Source organism: Pelagivirga sediminicola (assembly GCF_003072125.1).
Taxonomy (GTDB): Bacteria; Pseudomonadota; Alphaproteobacteria; order Rhodobacterales; family Rhodobacteraceae; genus Roseovarius; species Roseovarius sediminicola.
Genome location: NZ_QCYH01000001.1, coordinates 452,249 through 476,070 on the forward strand (window position 1 = coordinate 452,249; position 23,822 = coordinate 476,070).

Consider the following 23,822-nt stretch of genomic DNA (forward strand, 5'->3'; position numbering starts at 1 on the left):
CATTGGCGGGCCAATGCGAGAGACCAGGCCGGGGATCGGTGCTCTAACACCGGTCCCCACCCCTCAATCCCTCAGCTGCACCCGCTGGTCGCGCCGCAGGTGTTGCACTTCATGCAGGTGCCGTTGCGCACCAGCGTGTAGTTGCCGCAATCGCCGCAGGCTTCGCCCTCGTAGCCTTGCATCTTGGCCTTGACGCGTGCGTCCATGGAGGTGGACGTGGCGCTGAACGTGGCCGTGGTGGCCGATGCGGTGGTCGCGGTCATCGTGCCCATCGCCGTTTCGGGCACCAGCGTCTGAAGGCTGCTGACCGGATCGCCGCCGGCCTGCGCCGCAAACGCCTGCCCGCCGTTCAGCACATAGAGCTCCTGCGGAAGCCGCTTTCGCAGATACCCCGTCGAGCTGATCTGCTTGAGCACTTCGAGCGATTTCGTGGCGGCCGCCTCGCTCATCTCGGTGATGTTGCGCACGCCTTCCTCTTCGCCGCGGCCCAGATCGTCAAAGCTGTGGCCCTCGGGCTTGACATGCGCCAGATCGGTGCGGTCCAGATAGCTGACCGCCAACTCGCGGAAGATGTAGTCAAGGATCGAGGTCGCGTTCTTGATGCTGTCATTGCCCTGCACCATGCCCGAGGGCTCGAACTTGGTGAAGGTGAAGGCATCGACGAACTCCTCCAGCGGCACGCCGTATTGCAGGCCGACGCTGACGGCGATGGCGAAATTGTTCATCATCGCGCGGAAACCCGCGCCTTCCTTGTGCATGTCGATGAAGATCTCGCCCAGCTGGCCGTCGGCATATTCGCCGGTGCGCAAGTAAACCTTGTGCCCGCCGATGATCGCCTTCTGGGTATAACCTTTGCGGCGCTCCGGCATCTTGTCGCGCTGGAACTTGTTGACCTCCTTGATCACGATCTTCTCGACGATCTTTTCGGCCAGAACGGCGGCCTTTTCGTGGTTCGAGCCGCTTTCCAGCACCTCGGCCGCGTCGTCGTCATCCTCGACCAGCGCCGATGCCAGCGGCTGGCTGAGTTTCGAGCCGTCGCGATAAAGCGCGTTGGCCTTGACCCCGAGGGACCAAGACAGCTCGTACGCTTTCTGGCAATCCTCGATCGTGGCGTCGTTGGCCATGTTGATCGTTTTGGAGATCGCGCCCGAGATGAAGCTTTGCGCGGCGGCCATCATGGTGATGTGGCTGTTCACGCTGAGGTAACGGGTGCCCTTCTTGCCGCAGGGGTTGGCGCAGTCGAAGACGCTGTAATGCTCGGTCTTGAGATAGGGCGCGCCCTCCAGCGTCATGGTGCCGCAGACATGGTCGTTCGCCGCCTCGATATCGGCGCGGCTGTAGCCCAGATGCGCCAGCAGATCGAAGGCCGGATCGTTCAGCTTGGCCTCGGGGATGCCCAGCACATTTGTGCAGAACTCAAGGCCCAGCGTCCACTGGTTGAACACGAAACGGATGTCGAACGCAGATCCCAGCGCCGCGTCCACCTTGGCCAGCTCGTTCGGGCCAAAGCCGTGACCGATCAGCGAGGTGTGGTTGATCCCCGGCGCGTTGCCGATGGTGCCGTGGCCGACGGCATAGCTGATGATCTCTTCGATCTGCGCGCTGCCATAGCCCAGCATTTCGAGGGCGGCAGGCACCGATTGGTTGATGATCTTGAAATATCCGCCGCCCGCAAGCTTCTTGAACTTGACCAGCGCGAAGTCCGGCTCGATCCCTGTCGTGTCGCAATCCATGACCAGACCGATCGTGCCGGTGGGCGCGATGACGGTGCTCTGCGCGTTGCGGTATCCGTGCATCTCGCCCAGGCGCAGCGCCTCGTCCCAGCTGGACATGGCCAGTTCGACCAGTCGGCTGTCGGGGCACCCGGCATGGTCGAGCGGGACGGGTTTGACCGCCAGCGCCTCGTACCCGTCTGATTTGCCATAGGCGGCAGTGCGGTGGTTGCGGATGACCCGCAGCATGTGATCCGCGTTGCGCTTGTAGCCGGCGAAGGCGCCCAGCTCGCCCGCTATTTCGGCGGATGTGGCGTAGCTGACCCCGGTCATGATCGCGCTCAGCGCACCGGCCAGCGCGCGGCCCTCACCCGAGTCATAGCCCAGGCCCATATTCATCAGCAGCCCGCCGATATTGGCGTATCCCAGACCCAGCGTGCGGAAATCATAGCTGCGCTGCGCGATCTCCTTGGACGGGAACTGCGCCATCATCACTGAAATCTCCAGCGTGACGGTCCACAGGCGCGAGGCGTGCATGTAGGCTTCGGCGTCAAACCGGCCATCGTCGTAGAATTTCAGCAGGTTCATCGAGGCAAGGTTGCAGGCGGTGTCGTCCAGGAACATGTATTCCGAGCATGGGTTCGAGCCGCGGATCTCGCCATCCTCGGGGCAGGTATGCCACGCGTTGACGGTGTCGTGATACTGGATGCCCGGATCGGCGCAGGCCCATGCGGCGTGGCCGACATCTTCCCACAGATCGCGCGCCTTGATCGTCTTGGCAACCGATCCGTCGGTGCGGTTCAGCAGCGCCCAGTCGGCATCGTCCTTGACGGCCTTCAGGAACGCATCGGTGACGCGGATCGAGTTGTTGGAGTTCTGGCCCGAGACGGAGGCGTAGGCCTCGCTGTCCCAATCGGTGTCGTAGGTCGGGAACTCGATGCTGTCATAGCCCTGCTTGGCGTAGTCCAGCACGCGCTTGACGTAGGTTTCGGGGATCGCGCATTTCTTGGCGCCGTGGATGGCCTCCTTCAGCCCTGCGTTCTTCTTGGGATCGACCGAATCCTCCAGGCTGCCATCCCAGGCGCGGATCGCGGCGAAGATGTCGTTCAGCTTGGCCTCGTGCATTTTACTGCCTGCGACGATGCTGGCGACCTTCTGCTCTTCCTTGACCTTCCAGTTGATGAATTCCTCGATATCGGGATGGTCGGCGTCGCAGATGACCATCTTCGCCGCGCGGCGCGTGGTGCCGCCCGACTTGATCGCGCCCGCCGCGCGGTCACCGATCTTGAGGAAGCCCATCAGGCCCGAGGATTTGCCGCCGCCCGACAGCGGCTCGTTCGCCGCGCGCAGGGAGGAGAAGTTGGTGCCGGTGCCCGAGCCATACTTGAACAGCCGCGCCTCGCGCACCCACAGATCCATGATACCGCCATCGCCGACCAGATCGTCGGCAACGGACTGGATGAAGCAGGCATGCGGCTGCGGATGCTCATAGGCGCTGGTGGACTTGGTCAGCTTGCCGGTCTGGTAGTCGACATAGTAGTGCCCCTGCCCCGGCCCGTCGATCCCGTAGGCCCAGTGCAGGCCGGTGTTGAACCATTGCGGGCTGTTGGGCGCGCCCATCTGGCGGGCCAGCATCACGCGCATCTCGTCGAAATAGGCCTGCGCGTCCGATTCGTCGGTGAAATAGCCGCCCTTCCAGCCCCAATAGGCCCAGGCGCCCGCAAGACGGTCAAACACCTGCCGCGCGGAGGTCTCGCCGGTGGTTTCCACGTCCTTGCCATCGGGGACCGAGCGCCACAGGAATTCCGGAACCCCCTTTTCCTTGACCTTTTTCAGCCGCACGGGAACGCCTGCCTTGCGGAAATACTTCTGCGCGATCACGTCGCTTGCGACCTGGCTCCAACCGGCGGGCACCTCGACATTATCCAGCTTGAAGACCGAAGTGCCGTTCGGATTGCGGATCTCGGAGGAGGTCGTGACGAACTCCAGCTCCGCATATGCGTCCTGGCCTGCCTTCGTGAATTTTCTGTCGATTTTCATGTCACTGCCTCTCGCCCGATGGGGAATTTTGCTGTTTTCATCCGTGCCGGCCACGCCGTTCCGCGCCCATGCGTTCATTCTTGCCGTGGACACATCTCACCCGCACACGCCGCGACACCAAGATGAAATGCGCGCTGGTAGCCCGGTTATCCGGCGCTGTCCTGAGAATGGTCCACCGCGCGCGCAGGCCACTACATCTTGTGGCCCCGCGCCCGGCCTGCACAACCTGACGCATTTCGCCCCAAGGCGTCAACGGAAAATTAAGGTAAATCCGGTCGCTTTTGAGTTGACCTTTGCGCCGCCCGCGCTCTCGCGGCGCGCCGCCCGATTCATGCACAGCATAATCCACAAGCGGCAGGCTAGCGGCCGCAATGGGGCCGAGGGTTTCGATTGCGCTGATTTTTGGCGGGGTTACATGCCGCGACGTCAGCGCGACGGGCGGGTTATCCCCCGCCGCAGGCGGCGCTCCGGGATGGCAGCCTGCGCATGAAATTATTTTTCGCTGCCCGCCGCCGCGCTGTGCAAACAAGCCACAGACAAGCGTAATGCTGCCGCCGCGGGCGGGCGCGCGCGTGTCGCAAACTGCGGATCATGGGAAATATGTGCGCTTGGGTGGAAATGGTCGGGGCGGCGAGATTCGAACTCACGACCCCCTGTACCCAAAACAGGTGCGCTACCAGACTGCGCCACGCCCCGAACCATGGCGCACCCATTACGCATATTCGCGCCAAAGGAAAAGCCCCAAAGCCGTGTTTCTGCGCCGAGGGGCGGCAAATCCGCGCCGCAGGCTGGCGGCCGCGCTCAGCAGCCCCAGCCGGCGCGCTCTGCGGCGAAGGCCGGATGGCGCAGCTGGGTGCCGGGGGCGATTCCCATGCGCTCGGCCAAGCCGCCGTTGATTTCCAGCACCGCCTTGACGTCCGAGCCGCCCATGATCGGGTTCAGATCGCCGGGCGTCGCGTTGGAGTGAACCCGCGCCACCGTGCCGGTCGCGTCGATGAAGATCATGTCGAGCGGGATCAGCGTGTTCTTCATCCAGAACCCGACGCTGCGCGCCTCCGGGTAGACGAACAGCATCCCGGCGCCCTGCGGCAGGGATTCGCGGTGCATCAAGCCCTGCGCGCGCTCGGCCTCGTCATCGGCCAGCTCGATGGTAAAGCGCGCCTGCCCCCAGTCGCCGCGCAGCAGAACCTCGTCGTCGCGGCAGGCAGGCTCGGCCAGCGCGGCGCCCGCAGCCAGCGCACCGAGGGCGAGCGCCCCGAGAAAACGTTTCATTTGAGTGCCGTCTCCCATCCGTTCACTTCGGTCGCCATGCGCCCGCGCTTGCCCTCGATCACCCGGATCGCCAGCGCCTCGCCCGGTTGCAGATCGGCCAGACCGGAGCGGCGCAGGATCTCGACATGAATGAACACGTCGCCAGGCTCGCCGAATGTATTGGCAAATCCGAATCCCTTTGCCTTGTCAAACCATTTGACCCGCGCAGGCAGCAGCGGGGCGGCGCGCAGGATTTCGGGATCGATGTCGTCAAAATCCGCCAGACCGGGCGCGTCGTCTGCACGTGGTGGATCGATGTGGTAGACGGCCGTGGCCTGAATCCCGCGGTCGGTCTGCTGCACGTCCAGCTCGATGATCGCATCATCGGCGACCGAGCTTTGACCGAAATTGCGCAGGACATTAGCGTGCAGCAAGATGTCGCTGCCACCACTTTCAGACAGCACGAATCCAAATCCCTTGACGGGATCAAACCACTTTACACGCCCCCGGACCCGCTCGGCCATGATACCTCTTCGTGCGCTGATACCTCAAAACTCCTTGGTTTTGTGCAATGCTTACTATAGCGCACAATGCGCCGCGTCCATCGCCCCCATACGCGCCACCGGCCAAATATGGCCGACGTCACGCATGACGTCGCGACAGCCACGCCGAATTTTGCGCCCGCTGCGCTCAGGGATTGAGGCGCGCGATCTCCCAAGCCGCCTGGGGGCCGGACCGGCGCCAGCGGAACCGGTCATGCAGGCGGTAATCGCCATCGGCCCAGAACTCGATCTCGACCGGGGTGATCTTGAAGCCGCCCCAGAAGGGCGGGCGCGGCGGGTTCAGTCCGTGGCGGGCCGAGACCTTGGCGACCTCGGCCATCAATGCGCCGCGGCTGGACAGCGGGCGCGACTGCTGCGACGCCCAGGCGCCCAGCCGGCTTTTCAGCGAGCGCGAGGCATAATAGGCATCCGCCTCAGGCCCGTCCTGCCGCAAGACGGTGCCGCGCACGCGGACCTGGCGGCGCAGGCTCTTCCAGTGCATGACAAACCCGGCCTTGCCGGTGGCGGCCAGCTCCTGCCCCTTGGCGCTGTCGTAATTGGTGTAGAAGACGAAACCATCGTTCGCGATTTCCTTCAGCAGCACCATGCGCATGTTGGGCAGGCCATCCGCATCCACCGTGGCCAGCGCGATCGCATTGGGATCGTTCGGCTCGCTGGTCTCGGCCTCGGCCAGCCAGTCGCGCGCGATCTGGAACGGATCGTCGCCTTTGAAAATTCCGGTCCTGTCACTCATTTCCTGTCGCCCCTTTGCAGTGCCGCGCGCGCAATGTGGCCCGCAAGGCGCCCATGTGCAACGGCACATCACGCCGCAGCGCGGCGAGATGAGGCGCGCGCGGGGTGCGACAAGTCCGCACGGCAACACTTGATGCACTCCGGCCAATCGCATAAAGGTCAGGGACATATCGAATTTGCGGCAGGAAATGGACATGTCAAACACTCTTATGGCGGGCAAGCGCGGGCTGATCATGGGCCTTGCCAATGACAAATCCATCGCCTGGGGCATCGCGCAGGCCTGCGCCGACGCGGGCGCCGAGCTGGCATTTACCTACATGGGCGACGCATTCAAGAAACGGGTCGAGCCGCTGGCGAAATCGCTGGGCTCGGACGTTATGATCGATTGCAACGTGTCCGATCCGGCGTCAATCGACGCGGCCTTTGCCGAGGTCGAGCGCGTCTGGGGCAAGATTGATTTCCTGGTCCACGCCATCGGCTTTTCCGACAAGAACGAATTGCGCGGCCGCTATATCGACACCAGCCGCGAGAATTTCCTGAACACGATGGATGTCAGCTGCTACAGCTTCACCGCCGTGGCCAAGCGCGCCGAAAAGCTGATGGGGGACGGCAGCGCCATGCTGACCCTCACCTATTACGGCGCCGAGCAGGTGATGCCGCATTACAACGTCATGGGCATCGCCAAGGCCGCGCTGGAGGCGTCGGTCAAATACCTCGCCGAGGATCTGGGCAAGGACGGCATCCGCGTCAACGCCATCTCTGCCGGCCCGATCAAGACGCTGGCCGCCAGCGGTATCGGCGATTTCCGCTATATCCTGAAATGGAACGAGCTGAACTCGCCCCTGCGCCGCAACGTCACCATCGACGATGTCGGCAAGGCCGCCTTGTTCCTGCTCAGCGATCTGGGCAGCGGCACGACGGGCGAGAACCTGCATGTCGATGCGGGCTATCACGTGGTCGGCATGAAGGCGGTCGACGCGCCTGATATCGACGCCACCTGAGGCGCGCAGCATGGACGCGGCCACGCTCCTGCTTTTCAACGCGGCCATCCTTGGCGCCCTTGCCAGCCCCGGACCTGCGTTCATCGCGATGATCCGCTCGTCCTTTATCGGCGGGCGGCGCGCCGGGTTCATGACCGGGCTGGGCCTGTCGCTGGCCGCTATTGCGTGGTCTGCGCTGGCGATGCTGGGCCTCAGCGCCATCTTCGCCGCCGTTCCCGCCGCCTATACCGCGCTGAAACTGGCCGGCGCCGCCTATCTGATCTGGCTCGCCATCGGCCTTTGGCGCGGGGCGGACAGCCCGGTGGACACCGCCCTGCCCGGCATCGCGCAGGGCTTCCGGCTGGGCCTGATCACCAATCTGGCCAACCCCAAGCTGGTGTTTTTCATCGGCTCGATCTTTTCCACCATCCTGCCCGCCGATCTGGGCTGGACCACCTCCGCGCTGATCCTGACCAACCATCTGGCGCTGGAGCTGGCATGGTACGCCATGGCCACCATGATCCTGACCACCGCGCCGATGCGCGCGGGATATATCCGCCTGAAATCTAAATTCGACCGGGGCGCCGCGATCCTCTTGGGCGCCATGGCCGCCCGCATCGCGATCTGACCCAAAGGAGCCCCCATGCAAGAGCCTCTGCCGCACGAGAAAGGCTTTCACGTCAGCTGGGACCAGCTGCACCGCGACGCGCGGGCGCTGGCATGGCGGCTGGACGGCAAGGGGCCGGACGCGGGCGCGTGGCGCGCGGTCGTGGCCATCACGCGCGGCGGCATGGCCCCCGCGATGATCGTCGCGCGCGAGCTGGATATCCGCACCGTCGATACGATCAGCGTCAAGAGCTATGACCACCAGACGCAAGGCGCGGCGCATATCCTGAAATCGCCGGACATGGAGATCATCGGCGACGGCACCGGTATTCTGGTGGTCGACGATCTGGTCGATACGGGCCGCACGCTGGACGTGGTGCGCGCGCATATGCCCAAGGCGCATATCGCCACCGTTTATGCAAAACCCATGGCCAAGGACCGCGTCGACAGCTTCGTCACCGAGGTCAGCCAGGACACGTGGATCTTCTTTCCCTGGGATCTGGCGCTGCAATATGTCCAGCCCTATCGCGGCACGTGAAAGAGCATGACCATGACGCGCACATCCCACGCCTTTGCCCCGCCGGTGATGCAGGCCCGCCGCTGGCTGGAGGGGGTCACCTTTGCCGCAGAGCGCCCGCTGATCAATGTCAGTCAGGCGGCGCCCGCCCAAATCCCCCCCGAAGGCCTGCGCGCCGCCATCGCGGGCGCCGCAATGAACGAAACGGACGCGCATCTTTACGGCGCGGTTCTGGGCCGGGACGATCTGCGCGCCGAAGTCGCCGCGCAGTGGAGCGCGGCCTATGGCGGGCGGATCGGCGCGCGGAATGTTGCCATCACGTCGGGCTGCAATCAGGCCTTCTGCGCCGCGCTTGCCGCGCTGTGCGATGAGGGGGACGAGGTCATCCTCCCGACGCCGTGGTATTTCAACCATAAAATGTGGTGCGACATGACCGGCCTGCACGCCGTGCCCCTGCCCGCCGGTGCCGGCCTTCTGCCCGACCCCGAGCAGGCGGCGTCGCTGATCACGCCGCGCACCCGCGCCATCGTGCTGGTCACGCCCAACAATCCCGGCGGCGTGGAATATCCAAGCGATCTGGTGCGCGCCTTCTTTGATCTGGCGCGCCAGCGCGGCATTGTGCTGATCATCGATGAGACCTACCGCGATTTCGACGCGCGCACAGGCGCGCCGCATGATCTGTTCACCGATCCCGATTGGAACGACACGCTGATCCAGCTTTATTCCTTCTCCAAGGCCTACCGGCTGACCGGCCACCGCGTCGGCGCGCTGGTCGCGTCGCCCGCGCGGCTGGCGGAGGCCGAGAAATTCCTCGACTGCGTCGCGATCTGCCCCAACCAGCTGGGCCAGATCGGCGCGCTTTGGGGGATGCGGAACCTTGCGCAATGGCTGGCGGGCGAGCGGGCCGAAATCCTCGATCGCCGCGCGGCAATCGCGGATCATATGCCCCGCCTTGCCGCCCAAGGATGGGAGTTGAAGGGCGCGGGCGCCTATTTTGCCTATCTTGCGCATCCCTTTGCCGAAAGCTCGGACGCGCTGGCCCCGCGGCTGGTGCGGGACGCGGGCGTTCTGCTGCTGCCGGGCACGATGTTCACGCCCGAGGGCGATGCCTCTGGCGCGCGGCATTTCCGCATCGCCTTTGCCAATGTGGACCGCGCCGGAATCGGGACGCTCATGGACCGGCTGGCGGCGCTGGACGGGCCGGGCTGGCCCCTTGCCCCCAAGGGTCCAAGCGCATAGACAGTCGCCAAAGCCGTTATTTTCCCCAAGCCGAGGGCGCCACAGACCATGCGATCAAGCAGCATTTCCAAATCCGCAATGTGGATCCTGATGGGCCTGCTCATCCTCGGGCTCGGCGGTTTCAGCGTGACCAATTTCAGCGGCGGGATCAGCCGCATCGGCGTGGTCGGCGACACTGAAATCAGTGTCACCGAGTATTCCCGCGCCCTGCGCGCCGAGGTGAACGCCGCCACCGCAGAGACGGGCGCGCCGGTCAGCTTTGCCCAGGCCGAGGCGCAGGGCATGCCGCAGCGCGTGCTGTCGCGCCTTGTCGCGCAGGCCGCGCTGGAGGACGAGACCGCGCGCATGGGCATTTCCGTGGGCGACGAGACGCTGGCGCGCCAGATCAAGGAAATCCCCGGATTTCAAGGGGTTGATGGCGCCTTTGACCGCGCGGGATACAGCTATGCTCTGGAACGCGCGGGGCTGAGCGAGGCGGAGTTCGAAAAGGACGTGCGCGACGAGACCGCGGGCACGCTGGTCCAGGGCGCCGTCATCTCGGGCGTCAGCACGCCCGCGGCCTATACCGATACGCTGCTGAGCTACATCGCCGAAGAGCGCAGCGTGACTTACGCCGCGCTGACCCGCGCCGATCTGACCACCGGCCTGCCCGTGCCGACGGACGCGGATCTGGAGGCGTTCTATCAGGCGAACCTGCCCAGCTTTACCACGCCCGAGGTCAAGCGCATCACCTATGCCTGGATGACGCCCGCGATGATCATCGACGATGTCGAGGTGTCGCAGGACGCCCTGCGCGAGGCCTATGACGCCCGTCTGGACGAGTTTCAGAAGCCCGAGCGCCGCCTTGCCGAGCGGCTTGTGTTTCCAGATGCCGAGGCGGCAGACGCGGCGCGCGCCAAGGTGGACAGCGGCGAGGCCGGCTTTGACGATCTGGTGGCAGAGCGCGGGCTGAGTCTGCAGGATGTGGATCTGGGCGATGTCGAGAAATCCGATCTGGGCGGCGCGGGCGATGCGGTCTTTGCCGTCACCGCGGGCGATGTCGTCGGCCCTGAGCAGACCGATCTTGGCCCGGCGCTGTTCCGCGTCAACGCGGTTCTGCAGGCACAGAACACCAGCTTCGAGGAGGCCGAGCCGCAGCTGCGCGACGAATTGGCCGGCGATCGCGCCGCGCGCGTCGTGGAAGGCGCCATCGAGGCGATCAACGATCTTCTGGCCGGCGGCGCCACGATCGAAGAGCTCGCGGACGAGACGCAGATGGAGATCGGCACGGTCGATTGGCATCCCGCCCTCAAGGAAGGCATTGCCGCCTACGGCGATTTCCGCAGCGCCGCGCAGGCGGTTCAGGACGGCGATTTCCCAGAAGTGAAAACGCTGGACGATGGCGGCATCTTCGCGCTGCGCCTTGACGAAATCGTGGAGCCGACCGTGCAGCCGATGGAGGACGTCCAGCAGGAGGTCGCGGCCGCTTGGGCGCAGGACGCGCTGATCGAGGCGCTGCGCGCGCAGGCCGAGCCGGCCGTCGAGGCCATTCGCGGCGGCGCCAGCTTCGAGGAGCAGGGGCTTGTGTCCAAGACCGCCGAAGGCCTGACGCGCCAAGGCTTTCAGGAAGGCACGCCGCCGGGCTTCATCCCTGCCCTTTTCGACATGGACGAAGGCGATGTCGCCACTCTTGCGGGCGACGAACGGCTGTTCATCTACCGCCTGGACGAGATCGCGCTGCCGGATGCGGACCCGGACACCGCCGATGGTGAATACGCGCAGATCCGCCAGACCCTGCGCGATTCGGCGGCCAATGATATCGCGCAGGATCTTTATCAGGCCCTGGCCAACGACATTCGCGCACGCTCGGGCATCACGCTGGACCAGCAGGCGATCAATGCCGTGCACGCCAACTTTCAATAGGGGCGCCGCGCCATGGATCTGACACCGTCCTTTGATGATTTCGCCGCCGGCCTCGATGCCGGGGCCAGCCAGATCGTCTATACGCGGCTGGCGGCGGATCTGGATACGCCGGTATCGCTGATGCTGAAGCTGACAGGCGCCGCGACGGACGCCTTCATGCTGGAATCGGTGACCGGCGGCGAGGTGCGCGGGCGCTATTCGATCATCGGGATGAAGCCGGATCTGATCTGGCAATGTCACGGCAAGGCCAGCCGCATCAACCGCGCCGCACGGTTCGATCCGGACGCGTGGGAGGCCGAGAACGGCGAGCCGCTGGACAATCTGCGCGCCCTGATCGCCGAGAGCCGGATCGACCTGCCCGAAGATCTGCCCGCCGCCAGCGCCGGGCTGTTCGGCTATCTGGGCTATGACATGATCCGCCTGGTCGAGCATCTGCCGAACGTGAATCCCGATCCGCTGGGCCTGCCCGATGCGGTGATGCTGCGCCCGTCGGTCATCGCCGTTCTGGACGGCGTCAAGGGCGAGGTGATCGTCGTTGCGCCCGCCTGGGCGGGCAGCGGGCAGTCGGCGCGCGCCGCCTATGCGCAGGCCGCCGAGCGCGTCATGGACGCCGTGCGCGATCTGGAGCGCGCGTTGCCGCAGGCCAGCCGCGGGCTGGGCAATGCCGCCGATGAGGGCGAGGTGACGTCGAACTTCACGCGGGACGGCTACAAGGACGCCGTCGGACGCGCCAAGGAGTATATCAAGGCCGGTGACATCTTTCAGGTCGTGCCCAGCCAGCGCTGGACGCAGCCGTTCCGCCAGCCGCCTTTCGCGCTCTACCGCAGCTTGCGCCGCACGAACCCGTCGCCCTTCATGTTCTATTTCAACTTCGGCGGTTTCCAGGTGATCGGCGCCAGCCCCGAAATCCTGGTGCGCGTCTTTGGCAACGAGGTCACGATCCGCCCAATCGCAGGCACCCGCCCGCGCGGCGCCACGCCCGAAGAGGACCGCGCGAACGAGGCCGATCTCATGTCGGATGCCAAGGAACTGGCCGAGCATCTGATGCTGCTGGATCTGGGCCGCAACGATGCGGGCCGCGTGTGCAAGATCGGCACCGTGCGCCCGACCGAAGAATTCATCATCGAGCGCTATAGCCACGTAATGCATATCGTCAGCAACGTCGTGGGCGAACTGGCCGAGGATCAGGACGCGCTCGGCGCGCTTCTGGCCGGATTGCCCGCGGGGACCGTCTCGGGCGCGCCGAAGGTGCGCGCGATGCAGATCATCGACGAGCTGGAGCCGGAAAAGCGCGGCGTTTACGGCGGCGGCGTCGGATATTTCAGCGCGGGAGGCGATATGGATATCTGCATCGCGCTGCGCACGGCGGTGGTCAAGGACGGCAGCCTTTACATCCAGGCCGGCGGCGGCGTTGTGCATGACAGTGACCCGGAGGCGGAATATATGGAAACCGTCCATAAATCCCGCGCAATCCGCCGCGCCGCCGCGGATGCCGCGCGATTCGGCGGTGACGGAAACAGCTGATGCACGCCGGAGTTTCGCGGAAAATCGGGACTTCAATTTTCGCTCAAACTTGGCATGATTGCGCATGGCGCGACTGATCCTGTTCAACAAACCGCATGGCGTGCTGTGCCAGTTCAGCGACGAAGGCAGCGGCAGGCCCACCTTGTCGGAATATATCGACGTGCCCGGTGTCTATCCCGCCGGGCGGCTGGACCGTGACAGCGAGGGCCTGCTTCTGCTCACGGATGACGGCAAGCTTCAGGCGCGCATTGCCGATCCCAGATATAAAAAACCCAAGACCTATCTGGTTCAGGTCGAGGGATCGCCCGATGACGCAGCCATTGACGCGCTGCGCCGGGGCATCACGCTGAAGGACGGACCGACCTTGCCCGCCGAGGCGCGGCGCATCGCCCCGCCGGATCTGTGGCTGCGCGATCCGCCCATCCGGTTTCGCAAATCCGTGCCCGATACATGGATCGAGCTGACGATCACCGAAGGGCGCAACCGGCAGGTGCGGCGCATGACGGCGCATGTGGGGCATCCCACGCTGCGCCTTGTGCGCTGGCGCATCGGCGACTGGTCGCTGGATGGTCTGGCCCTTGGCAGCTGGCGCGAGGCGTGAGGCGTCGCCGCGCCGTCACTCGCCCTGCGTCAGGACGGCCGACACCGGCGCCAGCGCCACGCGGCTGGCGCGGTCCTGCAGCCCCCAGAGCAGCAGCGCGCTGATCGTATCGGGCCGCAGCCGGCCCAGCATGATGACGCCGCCCTCGTCCCGTCCGGCCTTGAACGCGGCCTGATCGAGAAAGCGGCGGATGACCGTCGCGCTCTGGTCGTTGGCGTCGAAGTCGCGGAAAATCGTGCCGACGGGTACACCCTGCCGCGAAATCAGCTTGGGCGCCGTCTCCAGCCCCTTGGAATAAAGCACCAGCCCCTGCCCGCTTTCCAGCAGGATCGGCGCCAGCTGCTCGCTGGCCTCGCGGCTGATCTGCAGCCCCTCGCCCGTGCCTTCCAGCACCGCGACCGCCTCGGGCACGGCCGCCGCGACTGTCTGCATCGTGGTTTCCGTGTCGCGCGCTGTGGCCCCGGCGGGCAGGTCGGTGATTGCCAGCACCTCGAAACCCGCATCGCGGTAGCGGCGCATCGCCTCGGGTGCGCCCGGCATCGCCGCGTTGACCGCAAAGCTCAGCGGATAGGGGAACGCATCCAGCGCCTCCAGACCGATCGGGCTGCTGCCGTCGTCGATCAGCACGATGGACATCAGCGGCTTGCCTTCGGGATTGTCGAAAGGCGCGGCGAAGGCCGTGATCGCGGGCGGCGGCGGCGCATCCGCGATATCGTCTGCCCCGGATGCGTCATCCGTCGCCGGGGCGCTGCCGACCGATGGCAGGCGGCCGGTCTCGACGCCGTCCGCGATGTTGCCGATGGTGCTGGATGGGGCCGACTCCTCCTCGGCGGCCGCATCAGGGGCCGCATTACCGGCGCTGTCGTCTGAAACGCCCTCCTCGGCAGCGCCGCTCTCGGCGGCGCGTTGCTCCGTCGGAATTTCGTCAGGACTGTCTTCTACAGCGCTTTGCTCGGCAGCATTTTCCTCAGCGGCGCTTTCGTCGATAACCGCATCTTCGCCCGGCGTTGGCATATCCGTCTCGTCCGGTGTGCTGGGCGCTGCGGAATATGCCGCGCCCTGCTCGACCTCGGGCTGGCCGGGCTGCGCGGGATCGGCGGAAATCGACAGGTCAGCCGGGGCGCCCGCGCTTTGGCTTGCCAAATCCACGTCATCACCGGATTGACCGGCGGGGGGTGCGGGCATCCCGCTGTCCTCGGCGCCGGGCTGCGGCGCCCCCAGATCCGCCTGAGCCTCGCCGAATTCAGGACGCGCGCCCGGCTGGGTCGCGCCCTCGGCCACTTGGCTCAGATCGTCCGGGGCGGGCGCGCCGACGAGCGGGGTATCGCCCGCGACATTCGGCGCCGATTGCAGCCCCGGCAGCCGCGCGGCGGTATCGTCGCGGGCCTGATTGAAACCCGATGCGCCCGGCACTTCCAGCGCCGCGGTGTCGGGCCCGCGCGCCGCCTGGGGCGGCGCCGCGACCGAAACGGCCCCCAGCGCCAGACCCGATACAACCGTTCCGGTCACAAGCCCCGACAAAAACCGAACCGCCATGCGCACTGCTCCCTCTTCATGTCCCTTTCGCCCGGCGTTTCCCGCCTTCGGCCCCTTGACCCTAGGGGCCAAGCCTGAACAAGTATATCGCGACCGGCCCCCCGGCCTCCACCCCCAATGAAGGGATGCGGCACGATCTTGGGGTCATTGTTAACACGGACGGGCCAAGATGCTGCTGCTCATCGATAATTATGACAGTTTCACCTATAATCTGGTGCATTATGTCGGGGAACTGGGTGCCGATGTGGTGGTGCGCCGCAACGATGCGCTGGACGTGGGCGCCGCGCTGGCGCTGAAACCTGCCGGCATCCTGCTGTCGCCCGGCCCGTGCGATCCCGATCAGGCCGGCATCTGCCTTGATCTGACGCTGGCGGCGGCCGATGCGGGCATCCCGCTTCTGGGGGTGTGCCTGGGCCATCAGACCATCGGCCAGGCCTTTGGCGGGCACGTCGTGCGCCATTCGGAAATCGTGCATGGCAAGATGGGACAGATGCATCACGAAGGCCAGGGCGTCTTTGCTGGCCTGCCCTCGCCGTTCGAGGCGACGCGCTATCACAGCCTCGTGGTCGAGCGCGACAGCCTGCCCGATTGCCTGGAGGTGACGGCGCATCTGGCTGACGGCACGATCATGGGCCTGCGCCACCGCGAGCTCCCGATCGAAGGCGTGCAGTTTCACCCCGAATCCATCGCCTCGCAGCACGGCCATGCCCTGCTGAAGAATTTTCTCGACATGATGAAGGTTGCCGCATGAGCGATGCCCTCAAGCCGCTGATCGACGCCGCCGCCGACCGCCCCCTGACGCGGACCGAGGCCGAGGCCGCGTTCGCCATCCTTTTCGCCGGCGAGGCGACGCCCAGCCAGATCGGCGGCTTTCTGATGGCGCTGCGCACGCGCGGCGAGACGGTGGATGAATACGCCGCCGCCGCCGCCGTCATGCGCGCCAAATGCAACAAGGTTCGCGCGCCGCAGGGTGCCATCGACATCGTCGGCACGGGCGGCGATGGCAAGGGCACGCTGAACATCTCGACCGCGACGGCCTTTGTCGTGGCAGGTGCGGGCGTCTGCGTGGCCAAGCATGGCAATCGCAACCTCAGCTCGAAATCGGGTGCGGCGGATGCGCTGACGCAGATGGGCGTCAACGTGATGATTGGCACGCAAGTTGTTGAAAAATCTCTGCAAGAGGCCGGCATCGCCTTCATGATGGCGCCCATGCACCATCCCGCGATGGCGCATGTCGGCCCGTCCCGCGCCGAGCTGGGCACGCGCACGATCTTCAACATTCTCGGGCCGCTGACCAATCCGGCGGGCGTCGCGCGTCAGCTGACCGGCGCCTACCGCCGCGATCTCATTCGCCCGATGGCCGAGACGCTGCTGCAGCTGGGCTCGACCCGCGCATGGCTGGTGCATGGCAGCGACGGCACCGACGAGCTGGCGATCAGCGGGCACAGCTGGGTTGCCGCGCTCGAAGAGGACGGCACCATCGCCGAGTTCGAGATCAGTCCCGAAGATGCGGGCCTGCCGCTGCACCCGTTCGAGGATATTCTGGGCGGCACCCCGCAAGAGAACGCAGGCGCCGTGCGCGCATTGCTGGACGGCGCGCCGGGCGCCTATCGCGACGCGGTCCTGCTGAACTCCGCCGCGGCGCTGGTGGTCGCCGGACGCGCCGCGGACCTGCGCGAGGGCGCCGATATGGCGCGCGAGAGCATCGACAGCGGCGAGGCAGGCAGGCGTCTGAAAACACTTGCGAAAATCACTTCGGAGGCATCATGAGCAACCCCACGATACTGGACAAGATCAAAAGCTATAAACTGGAGGAGATTGCCGCCGCCAAGGCCAAAACATCGCCCGACGCCATGGACGAAAAAGCCCGCACCGCCCCCCCGGTGCGCCCGTTCAAGGACGCGCTCCTGCAGGCGTCCATCCAAGGCTATGGTCTGATTGCCGAGATCAAGAAGGCCAGCCCGTCCAAGGGCCTCATCCGCGAGGATTTCGACCCCGTCGCACTGGCCGAAGCTTACGCCGAAGGCGGCGCCACCTGCCTTTCTGTGCTGACCGACACGCCCAGCTTTCAGGGCGCGAACGAATATTTGACACAGGCCCGCGACGCTTGCGATCTGCCGGTGCTGCGCAAGGATTTCATGTTCGATCCCTACCAGGTCGCCGAGGCGCGGGCGCTGGGGGCCGATTGCATCCTGATCATCATGGCTTGTCTCTCGGATGGCGAGGCCGCGGCACTGGAAAAGGCCGCCGCCGAGTGGGGCATGGACGCCATCATCGAGGTGCACAACCAGGATGAGCTGACCCGCGCGGAGGCGCTGAAATCCAGGCTGATCGGCATCAACAACCGCGATCTGAACACGTTCGAGACCACGCTCGACACCTCGCGCACCCTTGCAAGATACGTGCCCGAAGGCCGCATCATCATCTGCGAAAGCGGTCTTGAGACGCGCGAGGATCTGGCCGACATCGCCCGTTACGGCGCCCGTTGCTTCCTGATCGGCGAGACGCTCATGCGCGCCGATGACGTGGCCAGCGCGACGCGCATGATCCTCAGCAATCCGCTGACCGCCGGGGGGATGTGAATGTCCGGGCTGACCCATTTCGACGGCAAGGGCGATGCACATATGGTCGACGTGTCGGCCAAGGCCGAAACGGACCGCATCGCCACCGCCGCCTGCCACATCAGCATGGCGCCGGAAACCTTTGATATCATTTCACAAGGACGCGCCAAGAAGGGTGACGTCCTGTCGGTCGCGCGGCTTGCCGGGATCATGGGGGCAAAGCGGACGCCGGACCTGATCCCGCTTTGCCATCCGTTGCCGATTGCCAAGGTTGCGGTGGATCTGACGCTGGACCCCGATCTGCCGGGCGTCCGGGTCGAGGCGACGGTCAAGACCACGGGGCGCACGGGCGTCGAGATGGAGGCGCTGACCGCCGCCGGAATCGCGGCGCTGACGATCTATGACATGGCCAAGGCCGTGGATCGTGCAATGCAGATCGACGGCCTGCGCGTTGTCCTGAAAGATGGCGGAAAATCCGGACGTTACGAGGCGGTTTGAATGCGGATCACACGCATCCCCGCAGTGGCGCCCGGCGCAGCAGAGAGGGCAAGGCCGATATGATTTCCGTCGATGACGCATTGGCTCTGCTTTTTGATCTGGTGTCCCCCTCTCCGTCCGAGACGGTGACCTTGCGCGCCGCAGCGGGCCGCGTTCTGGCCGAGGACGTTCGCGCCTTGCGCGATCAGCCGCCCTTCGACGCCTCCGCGATGGACGGATACGCGGTGCGCAGCGCCGAGGTGGCGCCCGGCGCATCCTTTCGGCTTGTCGGCGAGGCGGCGGCGGGCCATCGGTTCCCGGGCAGGCTCGCGCCCGGCCAGGCGGTGCGTATCTTCACCGGCGCGCCGCTGCCCGATGGGGCGGACCGCGTCGTCATTCAGGAGGACGTCACGGCGAGCGGCGATGTCATCACCCTCGGCCAATCCATCGATACCGGCCCCCACGTGCGCCCTGCCGCCGCAGATTTCGCCGCCGGCGCGCGCATGGAGGCCCCAAGGCGTCTTGGCGCGCATGACATCGCCCTGCTGGCCGCTATGAACATCGCCGAGTTGCCGGTCACCCGCCGCCCGACCGTTGCCATTATCGCCACCGGGGACGAATTGGTCATGCCCGGTGAGGAGCCCGGCCCCGATCAGATCATCGCCTCCAACAGCTTCGGCCTTGCGGCGCTGGTCGAGGCACATGGCGCGGTTGCCCGTCTCCTGCCGATTGCGCGCGACAATATCGAATCGCTTCAGACGGCGTTTCATCAGGCGCGCGGCGCCGATCTGATCCTGACCATCGGCGGCGCGTCTGTCGGCGATCACGATCTGGTCGGCGATGTTGCCGCCACGATGGGGCTGGAGCGGTCTTTCTACAAGATCGCGATGCGACCGGGCAAGCCGCTGATGGCCGGGCGGATGGAAGGCTCGGTCATGGTGGGCCTTCCGGGAAATCCAGTATCGGCAATGGTTTGCGGGCATGTCTTCATCTTGCCGATGCTGCGGGCGATGCAAGGTCTGGGCGCAGGCGCGGCGCCCAGCTTCGATGCGCCGCTGGGCGTCGAGCTGCCGCAGAACGGGCCGCGCGCGCATTACATGCGTGCGTCGCTTGCGAACGGTGTCGCCGCGCCCGCCGCGTCACAGGACAGTGCGCTTCTGGGCGTTCTGGCGCGCGCCGACATCCTGATGATCCGCCCGCCGCACGACCCCGCGCGCGGCGTTGGCGAAATGGTCAAATGCATGCATATTTGAGCTGACCCGGCCTTGTCTGTTGACACAAAACAAGAACATGGGTAGAACAAAACCGGATACATGAAACCGGGAGGGACAGACGGCATGTTGACCAGAAAGCAGCTTGATTTGCTGGATTACATCAACAAACGCGTTCAACGTGATGGCGTCCCGCCCAGTTTCGACGAGATGAAAGAGGCGCTGGACCTGCGGTCAAAGTCCGGCATTCACCGGCTGATCACGGCACTGGAGGAACGTGGTTTCATCCGGCGGCTTGCCCATCGGGCGCGTGCATTGGAAATCGTCAAGCTGCCGGAATCGCTTGGCGGGACGTCGACGCATGGCTTTGCCGCGCGCGTGATTGACGGCGATCGCCCCGATGCCGGACCGCCCGCCGCGGCGCAGGCGGTGACAAGCGTTGATGCGCTTGAGTTGCCGGTTATGGGCCGGATCGCTGCGGGCGTGCCGATCGAAGCCATTCAGCATGCTTCGCACAATGTGGCCGTTCCGGGCGGCATGGTCAGCGGGCCGGGCGAGCATTACGCGCTGGAGGTCAAGGGCGATTCGATGATCGATGCCGGTATCAATGACGGAGATATCGTCGTGATCCGCGAAACCTCGACCGCCGATAACGGCGATATCGTCGTGGCCCTGGTCGAGGATCAGGAAGCGACGCTGAAGCGGTTCTTCCGCCGCGGCGGCGCCATCGCGCTGGAGGCGGCCAATCCGGCCTACGAGACGCGGCTTCTGCCCGACGACAAGGTCAAGGTTCAGGGACGTCTAGTGGGATTGATCCGCACCTATTGAACGCTCAGGCTCAGCGCGCGGTCCACAGCCGTGCGCCACGGCTTTGCCGCGTTGTCACGATGCGAGGCGCGGCATCAGGCCCCTGCGCATAGACCGCGATGGCGCCTGTATGCCGGAGCCTTTCCGGGTCAAGAACCACGCATCCCGGATCAATACTCAGCGAATCGGGTGGATCGATGTTAAGGACCAGCCATTCCATCGCGCCGCAACCAGTGATCGCAGCTGCGCCTCGCTTGCCTCGGGCGGCGGTGATGATGGTATCCCCCGGCCCGGTCCCCCCAATCGTCCAGCGCTCTGCCGCGATCTCCTGCGCGGCGACGTCACCATCATTCTCCAGCCAGTTTTGCGCGATGAAACCATCGCCGCGCGGCGTGCTGAGTGCGCGGCCCGCTGGTGTCATCACGCCAACCAGCCCGCCGGTGTCGGAAATCAGCACATCGGGCCTGCGGGCCTGCGACCATAGCAAAGCCGCGATCAGCATGGGAACGACGCCCACGATGCGGGCCCGTCCCTGCCACAGGATAAGCGTCAATGTGCCCAGGCTGAGCAACGGCAGTGTCCAGGCATCCGGGCTGACAACCATCCCGCGCGCGCCGTCCAGCGCCGAGATCCAGCGTGCGACGCCCAAGATCCAGTCCAGCCCCAGCCCCATGACCCATAATCCGATCCCCTCCAGCCCGAACGGCAGCAGACAGACCGACAGGACCGCGGCCGGCATGACCAACGCCCCCATCAGCGGAACGCTGGCCAGGTTCGCGATCAGGCCGTAATGCGCGATCTGGTTGAAATGCGCCGCCGCGAAGGGCGCCGTTGCCAGCCCTGCCACCAGCGATGAGATGAAAACGGCGGCGGCCGGGCGCAACCAGCGCGGCGCCTTCGGCAGATCGACTTTCTGGATCCAGCCGAAAACCGCGATGAGTGCTGTTGTTGCCGAAAACGACATCTGAAATCCGGGGCCGAGCAGCGCCTCGGGCCGCAGGCAAAGCACGATCAGCGCCGCCAGCGCGACCGCCCTGAGGCTCAGCGCGCGGCGGCCCAGCATTACCGCCACCAGCATCACGGCGACCATGATGAACGCGCGTTCGGTCGCGATGCTGCCGCCCGAGAGCCCCAGATAGAACACCGCGACGGCAAGCGCCAGCGCGGCCGCCAGCGGCTTGGCCGGGGCGCGCAGGGCAAGCCATGGCACAAGCGCGATCGCGTAGCGCAAGGTCGCAAAGACAAACGCTGTCAACAGCCCCATATGCAGGCCGGAAATGGCAAGCAGGTGGGCAAGGTTCGACACGCGCAGCGCCTGCAGCGTCTCCTGCCCCATGCCGGAGCGGTCCCCGGTCATGATGGCGGCGGCAAAGGCGCCCGTCTCGCCCGGAAGCTTGGCCTGCACATGCGCAGAGAGCGCCATGCGGATGGCGAACATCGGCTGCGCCCCATCGGCAGGCGCGAGGGCCACGAGCGGCACGCGCGTGTAGCCGACCGCGCCCAGCCTCTGGAACCAGGCGTGGCGCTGGAAATCGAAACCGCCAGGCTCGACCGGGCCGGAGGGCGGTGACAGATGGCCCGTCGCGCCCAAGGTCAGCCCCGGCAACGGCTCGGCGCCCGCGAGCTTTGAGTGAAGCGACAGGCGCACACGGTCCGGCGTGCGCTGCGGCGACACATCGCGCAGCCTGACCTGGTCGAGCGTGACGCGCACCGCGTCCGACGCCGATCTGTCAATCCCCACGACGCGCCCTTCGATGGGCCCGTAATACCGCCATGTCAGGACGGGGCCGCCGACGGAATGCGCCCGCGCGCCGGCCAGAATGACCCCCGAAAGGATCAGCGCCGCGCCGATGGCCAGCGGCGCCGCCGCCTGCCCCAAAAGGCGCGCGAGGCCGAGGCACGCGAGGATCAGCAGCGCCAGCCCGCCATAGGCAAGCAGCGGCAATTCGATCTTCAGCAGGAAATAGATCCCGATCCCCGTGCCCAGACAGACCGGCGCCCAGCCAAAGAGATGACCCCGCTGCAAAAGGAGCGCGCGTGCAAGATAGCCCCAGACCGCCGCCACTTGTTTCCCCTTTGGTGGGCCGCTAGACAGGCGCCATCCTAGCCCCCACATCGTTACCGAAAGGTTAATCACCCCCATGTCCCAACAGGTCGTGACCCGTTTCGCCCCGTCGCCCACCGGGTATCTGCATATTGGCGGGGCACGCACGGCCCTGTTCAACTGGCTCTATGCACGCGGCCGCGGTGGCCGGTTCCTGCTTCGGATCGAGGACACGGACCGCGCGCGTTCGAGCCCCGAGGCCACGCAGGCCATTCTGGACGGCATGGCGTGGCTGGGGCTTGACCACGATGGCGCGGCGGTCAGCCAGTTCGAACGCGCAGCGCGCCATGCCGAGGTCGCCCAGCAGATGCTGGAGGCGGGGACGGCCTACAAGTGCTTTGCCACGCAGGACGAAATTCAGGCCTTCCGCGATGCGGCCAAGGCCGAGGGCCGCTCGACGCTCTATGCCAGCCCGTGGCGCGACGCGGCGCCCGAAACGCATCCGGATCTGCCTTATGTGATCCGCATCAAGGCGCCCCGCGACGGCGCGACGGTGATCCAGGACGCCGTGCAGGGCGATGTGACGATCCGCAACGATCAACTGGACGACATGGTGCTTCTGCGCTCGGACGGGACGCCCGTTTACATGCTGGCGGTCGCGGTGGATGACCATGACATGTGCGTCACGCATGTCATCCGGGGCGACGACCACCTGAACAACGCCGCGCGCCAGATGCTGATCTATCGCGCGATGGGCTGGCCCCTGCCCATCTATGCCCACATTCCGCTGATTCACGGCCCCGACGGCAAGAAGCTGAGCAAGCGTCACGGGGCTTTGGGAACGCAAGAATACCGGCAGATGGGCTATCCCGCAGCGGGCATGCGCAACTACCTTGCCCGGCTTGGTTGGAGCCATGGGGACGATGAATTCTTTACCGACGCGCAGGCGCAGGAGTGGTTCGATCTGGGGGGAATCGGCAAGTCCGCGGCGCGGTTCGACTTCAAGAAACTCGAGAATATCTGCGGTCAGCATATGGCGGCCGCGGATGATGCTGCGCTGCTGCATGAATTGTCCGATTTTCTGCGCGTGACAGGCCAGCCCGCCCTGACGCCCGCGCAATCGGAGCTGATGCTGGAGGGGATGTATTGCCTCAAGGAGCGCGCGCGCACCTTTCCAGAACTGCTTGACAAGGCACAGTTTATCCTGACAAGCCGCCCCATTTCGCCGGACGAGAAGGCCGCCGCGCAGCTGGATACGGTATCCCGCGGTATGCTGAGAGAATTGACGCCGCAACTGCAAAATGCTACGTGGAACCGCGAAAGCCTTGAAGAGTTGATGACGCAATTCGCCGACGCTCGCGGCACCAAGTTCGGTAAGCTTGCGGGGCCGCTCAGGGCGGCCCTTGCAGGACGCAGTGCGACGCCTAGTGTATTCGACATGATGCTGGTGCTCGGGCAGGCCGAAACGCTGGGCCGCTTGACGGATGCAGGCCAAGGCGGAGATTAACCGCCTCATAAG

General features: G+C 65.6%; 20 protein-coding genes and 1 tRNA gene. 14 read left to right on the forward strand and 7 right to left on the reverse strand.

What is annotated here, in order from left to right:
* Window positions 1–71: 71 nt before the first annotated feature.
* The 5 genes from DC366_RS02110 to pdxH form a co-directional block, all read right to left on the reverse strand.
* Window positions 72–3,752: a vitamin B12-dependent ribonucleotide reductase gene (locus tag DC366_RS02110; RefSeq protein WP_108690511.1), complete on the reverse strand. Its 3,681-nt coding sequence runs from the start codon at window positions 3,750–3,752 to the stop codon at window positions 72–74.
* Between the two features lie 619 nt (window positions 3,753–4,371).
* Window positions 4,372–4,448, reverse strand: a tRNA-Pro gene (locus DC366_RS02115).
* Window positions 4,449–4,553: 105 nt separating this feature from the next.
* Window positions 4,554–5,024: a DUF192 domain-containing protein gene (locus DC366_RS02120; RefSeq protein WP_108690512.1), complete on the reverse strand. Its 471-nt coding sequence runs from the start codon at window positions 5,022–5,024 to the stop codon at window positions 4,554–4,556.
* Window positions 5,021–5,527 carry a cold-shock protein gene (locus tag DC366_RS02125; RefSeq protein ID WP_108690513.1) on the reverse strand — a complete coding sequence of 169 codons (507 nt, stop codon included), beginning with the start codon at window positions 5,525–5,527 and terminating at the stop codon, window positions 5,021–5,023. The genes DC366_RS02120 and DC366_RS02125 overlap by 4 nt, the downstream gene beginning before the upstream one ends.
* Before the next feature lie 166 nt (window positions 5,528–5,693).
* Window positions 5,694–6,299 (reverse strand): pyridoxamine 5'-phosphate oxidase, encoded by a 606-nt coding sequence (pdxH, locus tag DC366_RS02130; protein WP_108690514.1) that lies wholly within the window; start codon window positions 6,297–6,299, stop codon window positions 5,694–5,696.
* 193 nt (window positions 6,300–6,492) lie between these two features.
* Between pdxH and fabI the strand changes: the two genes are divergently transcribed.
* The 7 genes from fabI to DC366_RS02165 all read left to right on the forward strand — a co-directional run bounded on the left by fabI (window position 6,493) and on the right by DC366_RS02165 (window position 13,667).
* Entirely contained in the window at window positions 6,493–7,299 is an 807-nt protein-coding gene (gene fabI, locus DC366_RS02135; protein ID WP_108690821.1) for an enoyl-ACP reductase FabI, read from the forward strand.
* A 10-nt stretch (window positions 7,300–7,309) separates the two neighbouring features.
* Window positions 7,310–7,906, forward strand: a complete 597-nt coding sequence (locus DC366_RS02140) for a LysE family translocator (RefSeq protein WP_108690515.1) — start codon at window positions 7,310–7,312, stop codon at window positions 7,904–7,906.
* Between the two features lie 15 nt (window positions 7,907–7,921).
* Window positions 7,922–8,422 carry a xanthine phosphoribosyltransferase gene (gene gpt / locus DC366_RS02145; protein WP_108690516.1) on the forward strand — a complete coding sequence of 167 codons (501 nt, stop codon included), beginning with the start codon at window positions 7,922–7,924 and terminating at the stop codon, window positions 8,420–8,422.
* Between the two features lie 6 nt (window positions 8,423–8,428).
* Window positions 8,429–9,640, forward strand: a complete 1,212-nt coding sequence (locus DC366_RS02150) for an aminotransferase (RefSeq protein WP_108690517.1) — start codon at window positions 8,429–8,431, stop codon at window positions 9,638–9,640.
* Window positions 9,641–9,688: 48 nt separating this feature from the next.
* Window positions 9,689–11,542, forward strand: a complete 1,854-nt coding sequence (locus DC366_RS02155; RefSeq protein ID WP_108690518.1) for a peptidylprolyl isomerase — start codon at window positions 9,689–9,691, stop codon at window positions 11,540–11,542.
* Between the two features lie 12 nt (window positions 11,543–11,554).
* Entirely contained in the window at window positions 11,555–13,066 is a 1,512-nt protein-coding gene (gene trpE / locus DC366_RS02160) for an anthranilate synthase component I (protein ID WP_108690519.1), read from the forward strand.
* Window positions 13,067–13,130: 64 nt separating this feature from the next.
* A complete protein-coding gene (locus tag DC366_RS02165; RefSeq protein WP_108690520.1) occupies window positions 13,131–13,667 on the forward strand; it encodes an rRNA large subunit pseudouridine synthase E in 537 nt (178 codons plus the stop codon).
* 15 nt (window positions 13,668–13,682) lie between these two features.
* Here the strand turns inward: DC366_RS02165 and DC366_RS02170 are convergent, their stop codons facing one another.
* Window positions 13,683–15,203 carry a divergent polysaccharide deacteylase family protein gene (locus DC366_RS02170; protein ID WP_108690521.1) on the reverse strand — a complete coding sequence of 507 codons (1,521 nt, stop codon included), beginning with the start codon at window positions 15,201–15,203 and terminating at the stop codon, window positions 13,683–13,685.
* A gap of 169 nt (window positions 15,204–15,372) precedes the next feature.
* Here DC366_RS02170 and DC366_RS02175 point away from each other — a divergent pair, with 169 nt between their 5' ends.
* The 6 genes from DC366_RS02175 to lexA all read left to right on the forward strand — a co-directional run bounded on the left by DC366_RS02175 (window position 15,373) and on the right by lexA (window position 20,280).
* Window positions 15,373–15,954: an anthranilate synthase component II gene (locus DC366_RS02175; protein ID WP_108690522.1), complete on the forward strand. Its 582-nt coding sequence runs from the start codon at window positions 15,373–15,375 to the stop codon at window positions 15,952–15,954.
* A complete protein-coding gene (gene trpD, locus DC366_RS02180; RefSeq protein ID WP_108690523.1) occupies window positions 15,951–16,973 on the forward strand; it encodes an anthranilate phosphoribosyltransferase in 1,023 nt (340 codons plus the stop codon). The genes DC366_RS02175 and trpD overlap by 4 nt, the downstream gene beginning before the upstream one ends.
* A complete protein-coding gene (gene trpC, locus DC366_RS02185) occupies window positions 16,970–17,785 on the forward strand; it encodes an indole-3-glycerol phosphate synthase TrpC (protein WP_108690524.1) in 816 nt (271 codons plus the stop codon). The genes trpD and trpC overlap by 4 nt, the downstream gene beginning before the upstream one ends.
* Complete coding sequence (gene moaC / locus DC366_RS02190) at window positions 17,786–18,262, forward strand: cyclic pyranopterin monophosphate synthase MoaC (RefSeq protein ID WP_108690525.1); 477 nt, start codon at window positions 17,786–17,788, stop codon at window positions 18,260–18,262.
* A gap of 59 nt (window positions 18,263–18,321) precedes the next feature.
* The gene (locus DC366_RS02195; RefSeq protein WP_108690822.1) at window positions 18,322–19,494 is read left to right on the forward strand and encodes a molybdopterin molybdotransferase MoeA; all 1,173 of its coding nucleotides are present in this window, start codon (window positions 18,322–18,324) and stop codon (window positions 19,492–19,494) included.
* Window positions 19,495–19,578: 84 nt separating this feature from the next.
* Window positions 19,579–20,280 carry a transcriptional repressor LexA gene (lexA, locus tag DC366_RS02200; RefSeq protein WP_108690526.1) on the forward strand — a complete coding sequence of 234 codons (702 nt, stop codon included), beginning with the start codon at window positions 19,579–19,581 and terminating at the stop codon, window positions 20,278–20,280.
* 10 nt (window positions 20,281–20,290) lie between these two features.
* Here the strand turns inward: lexA and DC366_RS02205 are convergent, their stop codons facing one another.
* Window positions 20,291–22,324, reverse strand: coding sequence for a ComEC/Rec2 family competence protein (locus tag DC366_RS02205; RefSeq protein ID WP_243405006.1), 2,034 nt, complete (start codon window positions 22,322–22,324; stop codon window positions 20,291–20,293).
* Between the two features lie 76 nt (window positions 22,325–22,400).
* Here DC366_RS02205 and gltX point away from each other — a divergent pair, with 76 nt between their 5' ends.
* A complete protein-coding gene (gene gltX, locus DC366_RS02210) occupies window positions 22,401–23,810 on the forward strand; it encodes a glutamate--tRNA ligase (RefSeq protein WP_108690528.1) in 1,410 nt (469 codons plus the stop codon).
* Window positions 23,811–23,822 lie beyond the last annotated feature (12 nt).

What these genes read in the sequence shown, in the direction of transcription:
- DC366_RS02110 (WP_108690511.1), bottom strand. Translation starts at nt 3,752, where the DNA reads ATGAAAATCGACAGAAAATTCACGAAGGCAGGCCAGGACGCATATGCG.
- DC366_RS02120 (WP_108690512.1), bottom strand. Translation starts at nt 5,024, where the DNA reads ATGAAACGTTTTCTCGGGGCGCTCGCCCTCGGTGCGCTGGCTGCGGGC.
- DC366_RS02125 (WP_108690513.1), bottom strand. Translation starts at nt 5,527, where the DNA reads ATGGCCGAGCGGGTCCGGGGGCGTGTAAAGTGGTTTGATCCCGTCAAG.
- pdxH (WP_108690514.1), bottom strand. Translation starts at nt 6,299, where the DNA reads ATGAGTGACAGGACCGGAATTTTCAAAGGCGACGATCCGTTCCAGATC.
- fabI (WP_108690821.1), top strand. Translation starts at nt 6,493, where the DNA reads ATGTCAAACACTCTTATGGCGGGCAAGCGCGGGCTGATCATGGGCCTT.
- DC366_RS02140 (WP_108690515.1), top strand. Translation starts at nt 7,310, where the DNA reads ATGGACGCGGCCACGCTCCTGCTTTTCAACGCGGCCATCCTTGGCGCC.
- gpt (WP_108690516.1), top strand. Translation starts at nt 7,922, where the DNA reads ATGCAAGAGCCTCTGCCGCACGAGAAAGGCTTTCACGTCAGCTGGGAC.
- DC366_RS02150 (WP_108690517.1), top strand. Translation starts at nt 8,429, where the DNA reads ATGACCATGACGCGCACATCCCACGCCTTTGCCCCGCCGGTGATGCAG.
- DC366_RS02155 (WP_108690518.1), top strand. Translation starts at nt 9,689, where the DNA reads ATGCGATCAAGCAGCATTTCCAAATCCGCAATGTGGATCCTGATGGGC.
- trpE (WP_108690519.1), top strand. Translation starts at nt 11,555, where the DNA reads ATGGATCTGACACCGTCCTTTGATGATTTCGCCGCCGGCCTCGATGCC.
- DC366_RS02165 (WP_108690520.1), top strand. Translation starts at nt 13,131, where the DNA reads ATGGCGCGACTGATCCTGTTCAACAAACCGCATGGCGTGCTGTGCCAG.
- DC366_RS02170 (WP_108690521.1), bottom strand. Translation starts at nt 15,203, where the DNA reads ATGGCGGTTCGGTTTTTGTCGGGGCTTGTGACCGGAACGGTTGTATCG.
- DC366_RS02175 (WP_108690522.1), top strand. Translation starts at nt 15,373, where the DNA reads ATGCTGCTGCTCATCGATAATTATGACAGTTTCACCTATAATCTGGTG.
- trpD (WP_108690523.1), top strand. Translation starts at nt 15,951, where the DNA reads ATGAGCGATGCCCTCAAGCCGCTGATCGACGCCGCCGCCGACCGCCCC.
- trpC (WP_108690524.1), top strand. Translation starts at nt 16,970, where the DNA reads ATGAGCAACCCCACGATACTGGACAAGATCAAAAGCTATAAACTGGAG.
- moaC (WP_108690525.1), top strand. Translation starts at nt 17,786, where the DNA reads ATGTCCGGGCTGACCCATTTCGACGGCAAGGGCGATGCACATATGGTC.
- DC366_RS02195 (WP_108690822.1), top strand. Translation starts at nt 18,322, where the DNA reads ATGATTTCCGTCGATGACGCATTGGCTCTGCTTTTTGATCTGGTGTCC.
- lexA (WP_108690526.1), top strand. Translation starts at nt 19,579, where the DNA reads ATGTTGACCAGAAAGCAGCTTGATTTGCTGGATTACATCAACAAACGC.
- gltX (WP_108690528.1), top strand. Translation starts at nt 22,401, where the DNA reads ATGTCCCAACAGGTCGTGACCCGTTTCGCCCCGTCGCCCACCGGGTAT.